Origin of the sequence: Alteracholeplasma palmae J233 (assembly GCF_000968055.1) — a bacterium.
In the GTDB taxonomy this organism is placed as follows: Bacteria; Bacillota_I; Bacilli_A; order Acholeplasmatales; family Acholeplasmataceae; genus Alteracholeplasma; species Alteracholeplasma palmae.
This window is the reverse complement of record NC_022538.1, coordinates 45,343-65,202: the sequence shown is the minus strand read 5'-3', so window position 1 is coordinate 65,202 and position 19,860 is coordinate 45,343. Positions and strand designations below refer to the sequence as shown.

The window sequence follows — 19,860 nt, the reverse complement described above, 5'->3', positions numbered from 1 at the left end:
TTTTATTTAATTACTTCTATATGTTATTTATCAGTTAACTTAACTTCTAGTTCTTGTAATAATACTCTGTTACCAACACTAGTTGTTCCTGTGTGTTGGAATCCGAAACCACCATAGTTATTTACATCTTTTAAATCATATGATAAATGAACTTCATGTGGAAGACCAAAGGTTGCTTGAGCACCTGTTTGTTCAGATGCTGTAGTAATATCAGCTGATAGTTTATTGCCCTTAACTTCTAGAATAATAGTTGTATCTGGCATAAAGGCAGAGCTCATGATATCATTTCCTTCAAACTCTAATACAGTTTCGATTCCATTTTTATATTCAACTAGTGAGAATCTTACTGCATTACCTCCAGAACTAATTGCTGTTCCTTGTCTATCTTTAGCAACTCTTTGAATTCTTAAGGCATAGCCATTTTGAGTTTCGACATCATATTTAATATAGATATCTAAATATTGTTCTGTTGCACTACCAAAGCCTTGTCCAGCAGTTTTTTCTGGTGATAATAATACTTTCATTGATACATCCGAATATTCACCACTTGTATTATATAAAAGTCTAGCACCACGTTTTGCTAAAAGTAAACCATTTTTATAAAGTGCTCCTGCTTGACCTGATTGTCCACCTGTTGCGTATGTATAAACCCAAGGTTCTTGTTCTCCTATGTTACCCCAGTCTACTGTGATATCTTTAGGTCTATGAGAATCTGCATACCACACATTTTTATCAGTAAGTAAGTTATCTTTCCATGCTATATTTGCAAAATTTGTAGAAATAATATTTTTATCTTTAATATCTTCTAAAGTAATGACTCTTTGTCCTTCTATTAAAGCGATTTCTGTGCTTGCTGGACTAAATTCATATTTAGGAATAATAACTGCAGATACATATTTATTTAAATCTGTTCTTGATAGTTGATATTCTAATTGTGGCTTGTTAAGGGTTGTTTGTCCAACAAGTCTTTCTTGTTTATTTGTTTCTGTTCCTATATACCATAATATATTAGAATGATCTGTGTATCCTGGGTGATCATACTCATAATTTAAAACAACTTTGTTATTACTAATAGTTAGTGTTTGTTCTCCTATAAATTTAGGCGCTTCTACTAACTCAGGTCTAATAGAAACTGTTACTTGTGATACCAACTTATTAGTTGATCTAGCAGTAATAACTGTTTGTAAGATTTTACCTTGTTGGTTTAGTTTTGCCTTTAGTTTTAATACTCCATTTTCTTGTGAAATAAAGTCAAATAAACTTTCATCATAAGTATATTCTATACTATCAATTGATAAGATATTTGAAGGTGTTAGTACTGGAGTTAACACAATTTGGTTATCTTCTTGACTAGATTCTAATACGGTTGTATTAGAGGCTAAAACTAATTTAAATGGTGTTTTAACTGTTTGTAAAGTAGGGTTCCAACCATCATTACCACCTAATATATTTGAAATATTATAAGTATTATCTTTATTCTTAAATATTGGTAATGTTTCTTCTGTTAGATATTCTGTCACAGCTGGATAATCTTTAGCAAAGATGATATCATTTCCTTTTTCATCTTTGTTATTATAGACATAGTGTTTAGCATCTGGTCTTTGGAAGTCTTCCCATCTTACTTCTTCTATTTTACCTGTAAAAACTGAATCTATAAGACCAAAGGTTCCGCCAGATTTAGCCCAGTATAAAATACCTGAATCATATTTAATGTTAAAAGTTGAATTAAGGAATAATGCTAGTGTTTCAATCCCTCCCCATGTTGGGTGAGCTCCATATAAATCAAATGTACAGTTTTCATATACATTAATCTTACCAACAGCGATTGCATCATCTGTTAATTGGAAATAACAGTCTTTAAAGTATGCTCTTTGCATGTTACCAGCTGCCATTAAGTTTAGGTGACTGACAAATCTTGTATTTTCAAAATACATTCTATCACCAGCATCAAGGGTTGCTAGTGTTTGAGCTTGTACTCTAGCATCTGTTCTACGTTTAAGGTTTTGTGTAACATCTCTTGGGTATACTAGATCTGTTGAGCAGTAGTTAGCAATACTAATATTATATGAACTAAAGTCTTGTCCTACTCCAATAACATTCCAGTTACCTTTTGAACCTACTGTTTGTCCTCTATTACCCGCTATTCTTACATCATCTGCATTTGAAGTTAAACCAACAAATTTTAATCCTGTTTGAAAAAACTCTATTCCTATTAATCCTGGATGTTCTGGAGTATTTGCCTCATTAGTATCTAAATAGTCATCAGCCCAATAGACACCTGGTGCGAAATACACTGTTGTGTTGTTTTTAATGTTAGCTTCTTTTAGAGTTTGAAGTGTCTTAAATGTATATTTTGAAGCTTGTTCTTCTTTCATATATGCATCAAGAATAACATGTGATTCATCAAGAGTAACATATTTAGCTTTTAATGTTACATCTTCTTTTACTTGATCTGTAGAAAAATTCCACATATAATTAGTTTCTTCAATAAACCAACCCACAAAGTATTGGTTTTCTTGTTTAACTAATGCTGGTTCTTCTAATATAGAACCTTTATCAATTGTTTTTGTAGATAAAACTGTTTTGTCATTCATAAAAGTAATTTGGGCTCTAGCTTCATCTTTATTATTATTTACTATAACAGTGAAATGAGTTTTAAAGTTACCACTTTTCACTTCTACTTTTTTGGTTCCTTCTGTTTGTGAGTCAAAGCCACTGAACTGATATTCATTATCTTTAGTTCCTTCGTTTAATTTGATAACTGTTTGATTTGACATGACACCTATCACTTCTATTCCAGTTTTATCAAAAGATTCTCCAACTTTATATACTGTTTTTGTTGGAAATGAACTAATTGCAAGTGCGTGTATTTCTGGTGCTTTTTTATTACACGCAACTAGTACTACTACAAGAATTGAACTTAAAAGTAAGACAAACATCTTCTTAGTAATATCTATCACTTTTAAACTATTTTCTTTTACTCTCATCATCTTTACATTCTCCTGTCTTTTTTATAAAACGCTTTCAGAATGTAATTATACTCTTAGTGTAAGCGCTTAGTCAATCATTTAATTCACTTTTATATACAAAAAGAGCGTGCCTTTTACCGTGCACACCCTTTTAATTAAAGTAACTATTTATTTCTTGTTAGCTCCATATATATACCCTTAAATATTCTTCCACTTTTTTAATTGGTATAGCATATGCACTAACAAATTCTCCACTGTTATAACTAGTTGATGAAGCATAATTAATACCTACTAAATTAAAGTCGACATCAAGGATTGCTCCTCCGCTAGAACCTCCTGCAATTCTAGCACTGTGTGAAATCACTTCAAACTGAACACTTGATTCATACCACTTTGTGTTTTTTAATATTGGAGCCTCTGTATACTCTGTAACTTTCCCATACGTAATTGCATTCGTTTGTCCTTTAGGTTGTCCTAATGAAATTATTTCAGTGTCAATGTTAGGATTTTCTTTTGCTCTATCTATTACTTTCAAGGTTTCTTTCTTCTTAAAATATATAACTGCTAAGTCATATGAAGGAGACTCATGTTTTAAATATGCGTCGTACTTATTTCCCTTATAATCTTCTACCTCGTAACTAACTTTGCTATAGTCTGGATTTTTAACTGTCACATGGTTATTAGTTAAAGCATAATAATATCCTGATCCTTCATAAAATATAATGCCACTTCCAATAAAACTTTGCGATGATGTTGTAATTCCCAGAATTGTATTATAGTTTTTCTTAGTTATATTGACTACAGATGGCATAATTTCATGTGTAACTTTATTAGTAATAGTTGCATAATCAACTATATATTTTGCATATAAATTTAAATCACTAGTTATTTTTTTTGAAAAATCATACTCATGCTTAAAGTCTTGATCTAGATACCAAGATTGAAATATATAATTTTTTTTATGCGGAGTGCTTGGCTTAGATATAGTCTCATTAGCTTTAACTTTTTTTTCTAAATCAATCTCTCCATTATTAAATTTGAATAGTACTTTATATTCTATCTTTTTATCACTTTTCGAATTATTATTCTTATCAGTAGTTTTACCACTAAAAGTAACTGATACCCTTGTTGTTTCATTTGAAACTTTTTTTGAAATTTCAAAGTCAATATTAAACTCTTGGTTTCTTATAATTGATTTTGTTATTGTTTTTGTAGTATTATGTATCTTTTTTTCATCTTGAGAATACATTGTGGTATTTGCGGTTACTTCAACTAAGTTGATATTACTTTTAGCACTTACCACTATAATCGGAGTGCTAGTTTCTATGTTAGTTTTAAAATTATAACTATTTAGACTCTTTTTTTTAAACCCTATATATGTAAACGAGTCATTATAAACATTATATCGTTGCTTACTACTTTCTTTTATGTTTGAATCTGTTTTTTGACATGCACTTAATGACAAGGCAAGTAAAATTACAATTATTATTCTATATATTCTTTTCATTATTCCCCCCATAAACTATTAAATACTCTTTTTTTATTTCTATAAGAATAAAAACTATGTCTATTATATTACATAAGACAATAAAATTAAAGCCTATGGATCTTTATTATTGACATACATCTATTATAAAACGCCTCTAAAAGAGGCGTTCGCTTAATTATTCTATTTATTTTCTAATGCTAAAAGTCGTTTATCTGTACTTGGATGCGTTCCATATAATATATAATTTACAAATGACTGTGTTTGTTCACCCTCAGAAAGTATGGTTAATGCACTATACAGTCCTTCATTGTAGCCAATTTTTGATGCATATGCATCAGCTTTATATTCTTGTTTTCTGCTAGCAATAGAAACTAACACTCTACCTATAAATGTCCAAACATTAATTATTATACTTCTAATAGCTATAACAATGGTTGAAAATAAAAGAATTTTTTCTGTTTTTCCAAAATTTGTCTTATTAAGAACTGCTGTAATAATTATGTCTATAATATATGTGAAAAATAGAAATAATAATGATACTGCATAAATTGCAAATTGCATTGAAAAACTAGTCGCCATAATTCCTAAATTCACATGACTATCTTGCGCGTATAGATGTCCAAATTCATGTGCTAAAATTCCTTTGAATGCCTCATCATCTAGTTGCAAACTACCAGCAGTAACTCCAATAGTGTTTCGGCCAAATGCGAATGCATTAATATTCTCATCATCTATATAGTACAGCTTAACTTTATTACTAATTGAGTTATTATTTTTCTTGGCATTACTATATACTTCATTAAATAGTTCATAAATATGTTCTGTTTCAGAGTTTTTGGGTATTTCTCTCATTTTTCGCATAGCATTAAAAATATTTTCTCCAAATGAACTCAACATAATAAAAAGCAATATGATATATACTGGTACAATGTAATACCACATAATATCTGTTGTTTTAAAAACAAGTTGTAACAAATACTCAAATACAATAGTAAAGAAAAATGCATTAATCGCCATATACACTAATAGTCCCCAATTTCTTGGTTTAAATAAATTAATTAAAAATTTTAAAAAAAACATGTTTATCTTCCTCTCACTTTATTAAGTCTATGTAATTTCTTACTTCTTGGTACTTTTGATAATTAGAACTGATACAAAACAAAACCAGTATATCTACATAACTATTTTTGCTTAAACTATATCCTGCACTTATTAGTAACATTTGAAACTCTTCTTCATCTAATTTCATAGCAAGCCCCAATTTAATAATAGTTATTTTATTGGTTGTGTAATAAGGATTAGATTTTATTTTAGAAAATAACTGTCTATCGATTCCTGCTGTTTTATAAACGTCTACATCTTTCATTTCTTTCTTATCTATCATTTGAAATAATATATCTGAAAATCTATTATCATCAAAATTATTTTCTATATAGTTAAGTACTTCTTTATCTCTTACAATATTTTTAATATCCACTATTTTATTTTCAACAGCTGACTGAGATATCTTCATCATTTTAATCACCCGAGTACCATTATACCAAAGTGATAATTTTTTAGGTAACTTTAATGGCGACATTTTCACTTTTTTACTTGCTACTGTTGTTTTAGTGGTCAAAAATATATATAAAAGCTAATTAGTACTATTGATTTAGATGGATTTAATGTTTTTATAACATATTCTGAATACTGTTTATATTCAAATAACTTTATATCTAAAATAATCTAGTTTTAAATTTAAAAACGATTACATAAATTAAATAGCTATATGTACTTTTAGTTTTATACGTAGTACTTATCATATATCTTTAAAATACTTTTTAAAAGAAAATAGGAAATGCTTTATCTAGGCATTTCCAATATGTTTAAATGATTTAATTAAATTGTATAATTTGTTTTTCACTAATTAAATGTACGCTTATATCTTTCTATTTGATTTCAAATGTAAATTCTACTAATTCTTCGATCTTAATATCTTCTACATTTAAATCTAGTTCTATTGAACTAGATAATACATAGTTTTTATGCATTTGGACTTTTGTATCTGATATGAATCTATGATCTTCTATAGCGTGATTAATAGAAACAACTTCTCCTAATGTTACATTTGATGCTAAAGCTAAGCTTTTAGCTGTTTTAAAAGCTTTTTTAGCAGCATCCTTTAATGCTTTATCTGCGTATACTTCTTTATTTTTAACAGTAAAATTAAATGATATTTCTGGGTTTGTTTTTGATTTAGATATAGCTTCTAAAATTTGAGCAAGCTTATGATAATCAATATCAAATGATAGTTTTAATATTTGTGTACATATATATCCTACAAATACTCTTTTATAATTACCATTTTCATGATGATCTTCATAGTTTGTTCGTATGTTGAAATCTAATGTTTTAAGTGATTCTTTGGTAAAACCAATATGAACTAATTTGGATAGTAAGGTATTATATTTTTCTGTTGTTTCAAGTAATGTTTGATCATATTCTTTGTTTTCATGACTTAGTTTAAAGTTAAGTTCAATTGTATCTGGCTGAATACTTATTTTCCCTTTTGATTTAATTGTAATAGTTTTCATATTTTCCCTCATTTCATTTTTATTTTATATCTCATTATAAAAATAGAATAGTAACAGTTCTCTATCTATTTGATAGAATGCTATATTATTCTTGATTCAGTTAGCGTTATACCCATATAAATCATTTCTTGTTTGAAGTACTTCTTTATAGTAATTTTCCCTTTTAATAACATCTTCGGGTAAATAGTTTTTGGGTATTGTTTCTAAAATTGAAAAAGAGAAATTAGCTTCAATATATGTCATTCCTCTTAAACTATCTTTAGCGATTTCTTTTAGTTTTTTATTTGGAAATCTACTATCATTACCTAATTCAAATTCTGAATATCCATTTTCTAAATACTCTTTCCATTTGCCATAAAGCCCTTGTGTTCCATATGCAGATCCAACATATCTTTTTCCATTACTTCTGTCACTAATAAGATAGATTGCATTAACAGCACTTAATGCTGCTTTCCAACTTTCTAGATCGATATATCTTTTTAACTCTAAAAAATTAAGATTTATATTTTGATACCCCACAAATGGAATGGCTCCGTATTCTACTTGTAAAATCTGGTCTACTTCTGCATTATCAATAAACGTATCTAGTTTAAAAACATACCTTGCATATTTGTTACCTTTTTCTAAGTTAATGATAAGTCTTCCAAATAGCGGTCTATATTTGTCTATAATTGAATATTCACAATGTCCACCGTTAGGATTATCAGGAACTTTTGTAATAACTGATGCTGTTATCAAAAGCCACTTATTATTTCCTAATCTTACAAAGCCAAATGAATAATTTCCTTCTTGATAGTTTTTTCTTCCTGATTGATGTGACCAATAAGAAAAGGAAACATCTTTATTCTTTAACCATAAGTCTAGGCATTCTCTTTTTTCGCTTGTCATATTAAGATTTATTTTTGAATTTTTAATTTCTTCTTTTGTTAAACCTAAAAGTTGATTTAATTTGATTCCCATACTTTGCCTCTATCTCTTTAACTGAATTATATTGTTTTAATTGATTTTTCTTTTTCTGTTAACTCGCAACCATTTAGTATTTTGCAGATTAATTCAATTGCAGTATGAGTATTAAATACTATCGCATCTGTTGGTAAATCATACCCTTTAAGGCTTAACCAATCTCGACAGACACCTTTTTGATTTTCTGGAACTTTTCCTGTTTTTCCTCAATCAATCTAGGATATTTAGAGCTTAAATCTATTTTATACTTAACATTATTTACTTCAAAAGTGTTATTTTTATACATATTACATTCCTCTTTCATATTCTATTTTTTATATATTAAACAAAGCGTAGTGTGGAATATTTTTTATTCCATTTTCAAAACCAAAATTCTTACTTGTAACTTTAATGCTGTATTCTGGCTTAAATCTATTCGTATATACTAATAAACTTTTAGCTTTAACATTATCGCTTGATTTAACTTCAACTGGAAGAATTAAACCTTCTTTTTGAATAATAAAATCTATTTCTGACTTACCTTCTGATTCATAATAATATAAGTTATAGTTTTTCATCTTCAACTCTGTAGCAACATAATTTTCATATATAGCGCCTTTAGCAGTACTTGATAACATTTCTTGATTACCTAAAATAATATTATGATTAAGATTTATTTTAGCTGTTAAAAGTCCAACATCAGATAAGTAGACTTTATATGAAGTAATATTTTTGCTCATTTCAATAGGATGTTTAGGTTCATTTATTTTATAACAAGTGTATATAATTCCAGATTTATCTAACCATTCTAATGATGCTTCATACTGCGAAGCCCGTGCTCCACTTTTGATCATATTATATTGGAATTTCTTATTCTCTTTTGCTAATTGTGATGGTATGGAGTCATATACTGCTTTAGTTTTGATTGTTTCTACGTCTGTACTATATTTACTCATGTCAGATGAATAAGATGCATTAATCCCTTTTTGAATGACCCTAACAAGATCATAGTCTTTATTTAATACATAATTACTAACTGCTTCCGGCATTCCTCCAACTACTAAAAATTGAGAGACTAAATCAAGGGCCTTTTCATGTAATGCTTTTGATAAAGGGGTATTAGTTATAAATGATTTTTCAATTTGAGATAATAATTGGTTTTCGTTTAAAGCTAATAAGAATTCTTTAAAATTAAGTGGATACATATCAATCATATCTACTTTTCCAACAGGAAAAGATATTTTATTCTTATTAAGGGCAACTCCTAATAATGATCCAGCTGATATAACATGATATGATGAATTGTTTTCATTAAAATATTTTAGGGTTGTTAATGCATGTTTAGAAGCTTGAATCTCATCAAAGATAATTAATGTTCTTTCTTCTATAATTTGTTTACCATATAAAGCTTCTAGTTCAGTTATAATTCTTGATATGTTATAATCGCGCTCAAATATTGAATCTAGTGAACTATCAGATTCGAAGTTAAGGTATATATAGTTATCATATTGGTTTCTAGCGAATTCAATCATTGTATAGGTTTTTCCTATTTGTCTGGCCCCATTGATAATTAATGGTTTTTTAGCACCACTATTTTTCCAGTCATTTAGCTTGTTAATGATTAATCTTTTCATTACTAACACACTCCTTTTACTAGATTATACCATTTTATTACATTTATTGGAACGAATAAATGTAATTATATTGCTTAATAGTAATTAAATAGTAAAAAACTGTAAATCTATGAAGTCAGTTAAACCTCATAGTTTACAGTCTTTTTATTTTTATTTATGATTCTACAATTTCTTCTAATGCTTTATCACTATCTACTTTACGAACTAAACCTTTATTAACAAGTTCTTCGTTTGTTTGATACTTTCTTCTATAATCTTTTTTAGGGATATTAGATTGTTCATAGTCTTTAGTTTTCATTAGTATATCAATTAGTTCTTTAGCATATTTAACACCTCTTGGTCCTTTGACTCTAATTCTTAGTGGTGTTGTTAAATGCTTTTTAGTTTGAGTTTCATAAATATATTTATATTTAGGATCCTCTACTTGTTCAGGGGTTAATGCATAAAACACAGTAAATGTTGTTTCACTCATTACTATTTTAACTAACAAGTTCTTACCTGAAACAAAGCTTTCTTGATTCCATGTCATTCTGCTTGAAATCATTTTATAACTTAAAAGATGATTCTTAATATCTGAATATCTTAGTTGTGTTTCTTCTGGTGACTGGATCAACCTTGCTTCATAGCTCTTTTTATAGAGTATAAATTTCTTTTTAATATCTATTATCGTAGTTTTTGGTTCTTCTTTGATTTCTTCTATATCTATAGTTTGATTGATAATATGAATATTTTTTTCTTCAGTAACAATATCCTCTTTTCTTTTAAATATAAGTGCTATGTATATTATTACAAACATTAAAATCAGAATAATAACTCCTAGTATGATAATGACTGGTATTGCGTTTATAGGTAATGTTGTTAGTAAGACTACAGGTGAAATGCTCATTATTTTTTTATTATTCTTGCGTTTTTGAACCATTCTAGTAATAATTAACGCTTGAACTAAAATAATTACAATTTCAATGCCAATTGCCCACCATAAATTAACGCGTTCTTCTTGTGGTTTATCACCGATAATAAAGTATGGACTAAATGATGTTGTTTCAAAGGTAAGATAATTTGATTCTCTTTGAGGTTCAATTACCTCAAATATACCATTTGTATAATGTACAACACGTAAGTTTAAATACTCCCTAATTTCAGTAGGTATTAATAATGATACTTTATAACTACCAATAAATTCTGTTACTTTTTGTCCTTGATTATCTAAGTATATGTCTAAAGATTTACCTATTGATTGCTTAATGATTTGTTCTAAATTGATTCCTTCAGGTAAATTGATTTTACCTTCTTGTAAGGCTTTTTTGAAGGCTTCTATGAGTGCCTGGTCTGTCTGATTTTTAACTACCATTTTATATGTTGATTTAAGCCCTTCATCATTTGTGATGCCACCTTTAATCATATCAGTTGTATCATCTAATTCTGGTAGACTTTCTCCTGGGATAATTCCATGCTCACTGATTGCGTATGGATTAATTTTCTCAAGTTCTATTTTACCTTCAGAAAATACAGTATTTAAGGTAGATATACCTTTACTTTGATTTAACAATTCTAAGTATGTTTCATATATTTCTTTTAAATCATTTTTTCTGTTTGCCTTATATCGATTGTTTGTAAGTAATAAATTATAATGCTTGTGAAATGATTCAATTACTTCTAGTTGTTCATTTAAATATGACAATTCTTTTATTGTTGTATCTAAAGCTAAGACTTTATTAGCATTATCTAATCCTATTAAATGATTAGCTAATGTTTCTTTTATTTCTTTTACTTTTATATTTTCTATCTCTAATTGTGTGCTTTCTTGAATGAAATCAGAAATATAGGCAAGCGTTGCTTGATTTTTAGCTGTTTCAACACGTATTTTTATTTCATCAATATTTTTTGAGTTATCAATATAATCTAATGACTCTCCAACTACTTTAGTAAATAATTCTCCGTTTTGTTCTTTTAAAAGACCTATATACTTTTTAAATTCTTCTTTACCATCATAGATATGTGTATTAAGTTTAATAGTTTCTATAATTTTTTCTAGTAGAGCATCATCAGTATAATTATCTCCATTAATCTCATCTAACTTTTCATTGATGATTGTTTCTATTTCTGGTGTGATAATAATATTTTTTTCTTCTAGTTCTTTTTTAATCTCTTCTTTAATTTGATCTTTCTTATCTTCTGCTTGTTCATTGTTTTCAATTGATTCTAAAGTTTCTTTTAATTCATTGAATAAAGCATCTGCTTGATCTTTACTTAAAGCATCTTGGATTGCCTTAATTGATTCTTGAATCGCTTCATTAAATGATTCACTTGCATCTTCTTTTTGAAGTTCTTGTGCTTTTTTGATAACCTCTTGTTTATATTCATTGAGTTGGTGTTCTTCAATGTTTTCTTTAATTGATTCTTTTATTTCCTCCATTAATTCATTATTTTTATAATTATCACCATTAATCTCATCTAACTTTTCATTGATGATCGTTTCTATTTCTGGTGTGATAATAATATTTTTTTCTTCTAGTTCTTTTTTAATCTCTTCTTTAATTTGATCTTTCTTATCTTCTGCATATTCATTATTTTTAGTTTGAATTTCGTTTTCAAATGCTTCTTCTGCTATTTTTAATTCTTCTAGAGATTTTGCGTCTTTAAGAATTTGATATCCTTTTTCAAATATTTGATCCATTGATGCATCTGTTGGGCTAAGGTCATTTTTAATTGTTTCAAATTTTGAAATAGCTTTTAAAATACTTTCTTCTAATAAGAGTGCATCGATTTCTTTTTTACCTTCATTAATTATTTGTTTGATTTCTTCTAAGTCTAAGTAGTTATTAGAATCAACTTTGTTCACTTGTTCATTAATAATGTTTTGAGCAGCTTCAAGATTATCTCCAAATAAGTTAGCATAGTCTGTTAATTCTTTTGAAACTTCTTGTTTTCTTGCTTCAAATGCTTTATCTTTAATTAAGTCTTTATATGCATTAATTGTCTCATTAATTGAATTGTAATCACTTTTTGGATAATTGATGTCGATTGCCTCTAATATTAGACTTTCAAAAACACTTAGATCATTAAATCCTAGTGTATCAAGATATTCTCTTAATTCTTTTTCTGTAATAGTTTCATTATTTGTTATAAATTTTGATACTAATATTGCATTAGATGGTGCATGTGTTAAAGTTTCTTTTGCACGTACATAAATTGGATATTCAGTATTTGGGTTAAGACCATCTATAACTAGTGTATTAGGAGTTCCGCTATAGAATTTAATACCATCTACTGAGTATTCATAGATTTCTTGTGTATTTTCAAGTTCTACTTTATTGTAATCTACACGGCCTATCGTATAAAATTTTCCTTCTGGTGATTCTTGATATAGTTTGACAATTGCCTTTTCATATTTGGATGCGAAAGCTTCATCTGTTTCTAGTTTTCTAATATATAAGTCATGTGTTGTATTATCATACTCATAGATTTCATATTGACCTGCCATATCATCAGTCACTGTTTCATTTTTTGTCACTAAGAGCATTTCAAAGCCATCTTTAGGTAGTATAGTTTCTCCGTATTTGCTTACTGTCTTATCCTCATCTGTAAGGATAACTAATTCTTTTGGAATTTTAGTTGTTGTTACATATATATCATTAATTTCATCATTTGAGATAAATACTATAAAACGATTTTTTGATATATACAATTGATAGTCATTATTATATACTGCATGTATTTGGTATGACTTATTCGGTCTTAAGCTTCCATTAGTACCTTTTATTCCATCTAAGAAAAATTCATATGTATACGTATCATCTGTTTGAAGTGTTATTTTATTATGTGTTATATTTTCTACTTTATTAACAACATATTGTGGGTCATATAAAAGGACTTCTTTAACCTCTTCTGCATTTGATCTTTGTAATTGATGGTTTTCTGCAATACGAATAAATACTTTAGGATTTTTTGTAAAATCAACATCAGTAAATGTAATTTCTAATCCATTTAGCCATGTATTCTCATCAATTGAGTATTCATAGATTTCTTCACCTAAAATAGTAAATCCTGTGCTACTTATTCCAATAATCATGACATTTTCTTTATTAATTACAATAAATTCTTTTGGTGTTGTAATGTTATTTTCTTTCCCATCTTCAACTTCGTAATGATCATCTCTTATTTTTTTGTAAATAACTGCTTGTCGTGATTCAGATGGCACAAGGTTTTCTCCTGTACGTCTAACATAGATGATATAGTCTGTATTAGGGATTGTTTCAAATAGTATGTTTTCACCAGCTAACCATGTTTCATTATCTAGTGAGTATTCTGCATTTTCTAATCCATAAACTAAAATATTTTTTCCTGTGTCAAAATTATCTACTCTTACTTTAGCCAAATCTTCATCAGGAGCGATTGCTCTTGCTCTAAGAGGAGCTTCAATAAATATTCCTGCGTATTTATTTTCTGTTTCATGTCTTCTAACAAAAAATATTTTATTTCTAACATTGCTAAATTCATAGATGTGATTACTACTTCGTTTCCAATCACTTTCTTGAGGCTCACTTCCCTCATCAACCATTGCATATTCAAGTCCTTCATAACCGGTAAAAATAAATGGGTCTTTATTTCTATTATCATCTGTCAAAACGATATGTTGTTCGACAATTGAAAGTGGCTTTCTCTTTTCAGCAGGTACTTTATCTGTTTTTACTTCTAAAGCCATTTTTTCTAGTGATTCTGTTGTTTCATCTGTTGCTAGTTTTTTAACATATATTTCATAATCCGTAAAAGCTTGCAGTTCTGTAAATGTATGACTGCCACTTTCAGTAAAAGTGATGTAGTTTAATTCTTGCTCGCTGTTTTTTTCTTTAATAGCATACGCATATTCTGAATCTACATCAATTGTAATACTAATATCTGTAGGTTCTCCAACTAATTGAACATTGAAATCTTCTGGAATTAATCCTTTTCTTCTAACCATGATTTCAAATGAATATGCTTCATCTGTTCCTTCACGTCTAACAATAATAGTTATTGCTTGACCTTCAGTAAGTTCATCTTTTTGATAATACATCATTCCTAATCTATTAAACCATGTATCCTCACCATCTGCTTCTACTCTATAGTCATAGCCATAAGCTAGGGTAAATCCTATACTAGTTTCAGTAATATCTAAATCTAGGAGACTGTTTTCTCTTGTTGGAATAGGAGCTAGTGTTTGTTCACTTGCTAAGTTAAATGGTTTTGATATTTCTTGTGTATCATTTTCTAAACTTCTCACATAAATATTGTACATAGTGTATGGGTTTAATTGGTTAAATAAAGTTTCATTATTAACTGTGCTTATCCAGTTAGTTTGATCGATACTATATTCATAAACTAATCCGTTTTTAGGTGTTTCAATACTAAATAATAGTCTAGTATCTGTTTTTTCTTTAAGTTCAATCTTAAATGTATCTAAATCTATAGAAACACTACTAGTTGGTATTTTAGTCGTTGTAAAAGAAGCTCCTGAGAAATCATTAGAAGGAAGCTTGTTTTCTGTTTCAGTTAGTCTGATGTATATTTGGTAAGTTGTTACTGGATTTAAGTTATCAAAGCTTTGATTACCTGTATATTCAGCTGTTACCCAGTTTTCTTGATCGATAGAATAATCATAACCTATTTCTTGTTTAAAAAATACTTTATCATGTAAAACTGAAACAATTATAACTTCTTTTCCATCAAATTCTTGTTCATCTTTATTAATAATAATTTCTCTAATAAATGATTCTTTTGATACTTCTTCGGTATCTGTTTGAGCACGTCTTATATAAAGGTCATAAATGTCATCTATGTTAAGTTCTGTTAATTCTATTGACGTCACCCAAACTGAGTGTTCACCTACTGTACCACCATTCTTTATGATTAGATATTCAAAATTTTCATATGCTGAAAGTAAGATTTTTTGGTTAGTAACGCGTAATCCTTCTAAAATGTTTTTTACTTCATCTGATGTAGGTAGTAAAACCTTTGGTGTTGTTAACTTTTTAGTTTTGGCTGTTTGAAGCGTTACTCCATCTTCTTTCATCTCTACAGCATAAAGATGAGATGCTTCAGATTTGTCATCTTCTATTTTTCTTGAATATATTTTATACATAGTTGCATGTTTTAAATTATAGAATGTCAATTCATCATTTCCAGAAATATATTCAAGATGAGTTTCATCTACATTTTTCCCATCTTCAACAATTGCATACTCATATCCTGAAAGTGCATTAAGTATTATTATTTGATCATCTGTGATTTTTAATTCTACTGTTTGATCAATTGGATTAATGAATGCTTTTGGAATTTTTGTCGTACGTGCTATAACGTCCATGTAATTAGAAACATATTGGCTATCATTAATTCTGACTTTGAATGTATAATTTGTGACTGGTTCAAGGTGGTTAATAATCCAGTTTTTACCATCACCTTTGTAAATTTGATTTTCATACATATAGTCATAACCAATTTGTGTATGGACAATCACTTGATGCTTTTCTTCATTTGAATATCCAATACTATAGTTAAATGCCGGTGTAAATTCACTTCCTTCTTCTATAATAATTGGTTGTACCCCTGTTGTTTCACTTTTAATATATCGATATTCTGATTTATATGGATTATTTTCTAATGTTTTTTGAACCCATAAATTGTAAGTTGTCCCAGGTTTTAAATCATTAAACCAAATTATACCATTTTCCATCACACCTTGAATAACAGTGGATCCTTCTTCTTCGCGTAACTGATAACTAATATTAGTTTTTGGATTTGTTACTTGCATGATAAGTTCATCTTCTACTAAACGAAGGTCTATATTACGCTCATCATCTGTTAAATTAGGTCTTTCAAATGAAATAATTGGAGCTATGTTGCTTTGTTCATATAAAGTAGTTTGATCTCTTTGTATGAGTAATTGTGTATTTTTAGCGTATATGATAAAGCCATTAGTATCCACATTAGTAATTTTATCCCCTACACTATATATGTATCCAGGTTTAGCAGTTACTCGGTAATTATCATCATCATGACTTTCTCTTAAATGTGTACGTTCTTCTTCTGTTAATTCTACGGCTGAATTTTTAGTAGAATCTGTTTGAGTGATTGCCGGAAGTGATGCTGCATGTGTTTCTGTTTGCATATTTCTAACATAGATGTTACCTTCAATTTCTTTATTTGCATGATTAAAAGTAACTCTACCATCAGTTGGTTTCATCCACTGTCCGCTACCTAAACGATATTCATAAGTCTCATTAAGGTTTTCTCCAATCACAACTACACCATTTTCATTAGATATTATTGTAATATTGTTATCTCCAACAAACGCTACTGCACTTTCCAGTGTTTTAAGTTCTTTGTTAAAAACTACTTTATGAGAGTCATAATTAAGCGATGCTTCAAATCCTTTTTCTGTTTGATATTCCAAACTGTAAACTGTATTTGGGTTAAGACCAGAGTATTCTAAAGTATATGTATTATCTTCATTTTTAACATAATTAGTATATCCAAAGGCTTTTCCTTCTGGATTTTTAAGTCCATATCTCATATTTAAAGTTGGTACTTTAATGAAAATTTGAGTATCTGTTGCATGTTCAAATTTAATATCAAAGTTTATTAAAGTTCTAAAGGTACCCACTTCAATTTGATCAGAAGGATCAAAATTAGTTGCCCCTGGAATTCTAACAAACAGTTTGTATTCTGTGTTAGGTTTTAAATTTGAAAAACTTTTTGCATTGCCTAGTGTCCAATCATAGTATTCCCCTACTGAAGATCCTATTTCTTCTAGTCTGTATTCATAGTTTGCATAATTACTAAAAATAAGTCTTGTGTCAGTGAGTTGTTTAAGTATAATTTTATTTCCAGGTTTACCACTTTTCCATTTAGCTGTTAAACTTAAGTCAGATTCAACATTAACTATATCATTTTCATTGTATTGCTTACCATTTTCATCAAACCAGCCTAAAAATATCTTTCCTGAATAGGCGATTGATTTAGGAAATATAATTTGGTTGTCAAAAATTTGACTGATGTTTGTAAATGCATCATCCCCTGTTTGATGATTAAATCGGAAATTCATTTTTTTAGGGCTATAGATAGGTTTAATTTCTAAATCTTTTGTTATAGAATTAAAGGATTGATCCCATCTTAAAAAATCATAACCAAATTTTATAGGCGGAGTCTCTGGTGCAATTGCACTTCCACCATATTTAATTGTCTGAAGATCACCATAATCATTGCCTAAGGCATCTTTAAACTTCACTGTATATCTATTTAAGTTATAGTAAAGTTTTACAACTGATGTGTTATCACCTCTAACGACAACTTTCCTTAAATTGATATGTTCTTGTTTATTACTGATAGTATGTCCAGTAAATGATGCAAAACTTGGATCACTAATATTCCCTGCTGTTGAATTAAATCTTGTATTTCTTGTTGTATCATGGAAATATGTTCCATCAAGCCTTTCAAAAAAGTATTGAACTGCATAATTACTCTTTAGTAATTCTGGTTCCCAAACTGCATAAAGCGTTACTTTTCCATTAACAACATTCGCATCATAGTTCATAGCTGTACCAGGTTTCCAAGTTGCAGCACCTGTTTTTGATCTTGACCATCCCATAAATTTATAACCTGGTCTTGTTAATGTATGTGTTGGCATACTATTATAAACGCCATTTCCAGCGTTGAATGTACGCGTGAAGTTATTCCCTTTAACTGGGTTTTCAGTTGAACCATTTTTGTCAAATTCTACTGTATAAGTATATCTTGCATAATATGTGTCATTAGTCGTCGCAGTTGCTAGTCTATGAGTATATGATCCTTGAGTATATGCTTTATCCTTATACCATCCTGCAAACTTTATACCACTACCTTTTCTATATTCTATTTGATTTGCATTCGCAAAGTTATAGACATCTCCATAGTAGTGATATGCTGGTGGGGTGTATCCTACAAACTTACCACCCATTAAATCAAATTTGGGTTGTGAGTATCTTTTCATTGTTGAATAATTTGATCCTGAAGATACTAATCTGTATTGACTACTATTTTTGTTTAATCCATTAAAGTAAGTGATATCAGAGGCTGTTCCATAAAAACTTCCACCTGTGATGTAGTAATTAGTAGTGTTTCCACTTTGAATTGCACGAGTAGCGTCTCTACCTTTTCTAATTGCTCCGCCTTGAATATAGATATTACCACCAAATTTTGAATTTGTAGCCCCTGAATAAATACCATAGACAACTGAGTTTCCCTTTACAGTTAATTCCGGTAAATTATTTGCCCCGTTAGGCATAACTATCCAAACACTATAATTGTTACCTTCTACTGTCGAATTATTGATGATAGCACGACCTCCATCAATATAAAGCGCGTGCTGACCATTAGTTTTTAATTTTGCGTTATTTAGATTAACTACCGGTCTCCAGTCTTTTCCACCAGTGATTTTTATTGCTGGTCCACTTCCATTATTTGTGAAACCTCCGCCTCCATTAAGTGTTAGTGTTCCCGAGGTGAGTTCAATAAAGTTCTGAGATGTATTGTTAACATAGGTAGATCCGTTAAAATTAATCGTTAGGCTATAACCAATTTTAAAAGTCAACTTCGTAGTAATGCTGTACCCCTTAATAAAATCAATTCGCCCCCCCGTTTTTGCATTATTAATTGCATATTGAAAGACATTACCTTGGTATGTCCTAACTCCTTTACTGTCATATGCAGTAAATAGATGAGAGGTTGCCAATAATTGAGTGTTTGCTGGCTCATAATCTTTACTTTCGGCTTCAACACTTTCTTGACTACTAGCTATTGGCCTTTGTGTCATAAAATACAACACCACTAATATAGACATAAAAAACACTAGTAGACTTAAAAAAACTAAATTCTTATTTTTCCTTAACATAGTTTAAATTCCTTTCTTCTTTTATATTATTTTTTAAATTTAAAGAATCAAAATTAAGCGCCATTTAGGCATATAAAATATAGCATATTATGATAATTTAGACAAGTTTAACGCTTTTGTTAAGCCATTTAATCGATTTTTTGATACCATTGTCTTTGGTGTTAAAATAGCTATTAGAGGGTTATCATTTAAGTTATATTTTTGTTTAACCATTATCATTTATGTCAGGTTATAAAAAGTGTTGTTTTTGATAATGGGTAGGTATTTTTATTTTGTTATTATTCACATATTTATATGTTTCATAATTGCATTTTAGTCTTTAACTGTAAAATTGTAAACTAATATG

General features: G+C 28.8%; 8 protein-coding genes. All 8 read right to left on the bottom strand.

What is annotated here, in order from left to right:
* Positions 1–23: 23 nt before the first annotated feature.
* Positions 24–2,990 carry a bacterial Ig-like domain-containing protein gene (locus BN854_RS00220; protein WP_045959635.1) on the bottom strand — a complete coding sequence of 989 codons (2,967 nt, stop codon included), beginning with the start codon at positions 2,988–2,990 and terminating at the stop codon, positions 24–26.
* Positions 2,991–3,147: 157 nt separating this feature from the next.
* Positions 3,148–4,476 (bottom strand): trypsin-like peptidase domain-containing protein, encoded by a 1,329-nt coding sequence (locus BN854_RS00215; protein ID WP_026654011.1) that lies wholly within the window; start codon positions 4,474–4,476, stop codon positions 3,148–3,150.
* Between the two features lie 162 nt (positions 4,477–4,638).
* Positions 4,639–5,538 (bottom strand): zinc metalloprotease HtpX, encoded by a 900-nt coding sequence (locus BN854_RS00210; RefSeq protein WP_026654010.1) that lies wholly within the window; start codon positions 5,536–5,538, stop codon positions 4,639–4,641.
* Positions 5,539–5,551: 13 nt separating this feature from the next.
* Entirely contained in the window at positions 5,552–5,974 is a 423-nt protein-coding gene (locus tag BN854_RS00205) for a hypothetical protein (RefSeq protein ID WP_052692981.1), read from the bottom strand.
* 412 nt (positions 5,975–6,386) lie between these two features.
* The gene (locus BN854_RS00200) at positions 6,387–7,031 is read right to left on the bottom strand and encodes an SIMPL domain-containing protein (RefSeq protein WP_026654001.1); all 645 of its coding nucleotides are present in this window, start codon (positions 7,029–7,031) and stop codon (positions 6,387–6,389) included.
* A 96-nt stretch (positions 7,032–7,127) separates the two neighbouring features.
* On the bottom strand, positions 7,128–7,991 hold the full coding sequence (locus BN854_RS00195; protein ID WP_026653995.1) for a GIY-YIG nuclease family protein: 864 nt from the start codon (positions 7,989–7,991) through the stop codon (positions 7,128–7,130).
* Positions 7,992–8,308: 317 nt separating this feature from the next.
* Positions 8,309–9,607 carry an ATP-binding protein gene (locus BN854_RS00190; protein WP_026653987.1) on the bottom strand — a complete coding sequence of 433 codons (1,299 nt, stop codon included), beginning with the start codon at positions 9,605–9,607 and terminating at the stop codon, positions 8,309–8,311.
* A gap of 154 nt (positions 9,608–9,761) precedes the next feature.
* Entirely contained in the window at positions 9,762–19,436 is a 9,675-nt protein-coding gene (locus BN854_RS00185) for an InlB B-repeat-containing protein (RefSeq protein ID WP_026653979.1), read from the bottom strand.
* Positions 19,437–19,860 lie beyond the last annotated feature (424 nt).

Bases quoted from the DNA above. Each gene is read 5' to 3' on its own strand.
- BN854_RS00200 (WP_026654001.1), bottom strand. From the start codon at position 7,031: ATGAAAACTATTACAATTAAATCAAAAGGGAAAATAAGTATTCAGCCA.
- BN854_RS00210 (WP_026654010.1), bottom strand. From the start codon at position 5,538: ATGTTTTTTTTAAAATTTTTAATTAATTTATTTAAACCAAGAAATTGG.
- BN854_RS00205 (WP_052692981.1), bottom strand. From the start codon at position 5,974: ATGATGAAGATATCTCAGTCAGCTGTTGAAAATAAAATAGTGGATATT.
- BN854_RS00190 (WP_026653987.1), bottom strand. From the start codon at position 9,607: ATGAAAAGATTAATCATTAACAAGCTAAATGACTGGAAAAATAGTGGT.
- BN854_RS00220 (WP_045959635.1), bottom strand. From the start codon at position 2,990: ATGATGAGAGTAAAAGAAAATAGTTTAAAAGTGATAGATATTACTAAG.
- BN854_RS00215 (WP_026654011.1), bottom strand. From the start codon at position 4,476: ATGAAAAGAATATATAGAATAATAATTGTAATTTTACTTGCCTTGTCA.
- BN854_RS00185 (WP_026653979.1), bottom strand. From the start codon at position 19,436: ATGACACAAAGGCCAATAGCTAGTAGTCAAGAAAGTGTTGAAGCCGAA.
- BN854_RS00195 (WP_026653995.1), bottom strand. From the start codon at position 7,991: ATGGGAATCAAATTAAATCAACTTTTAGGTTTAACAAAAGAAGAAATT.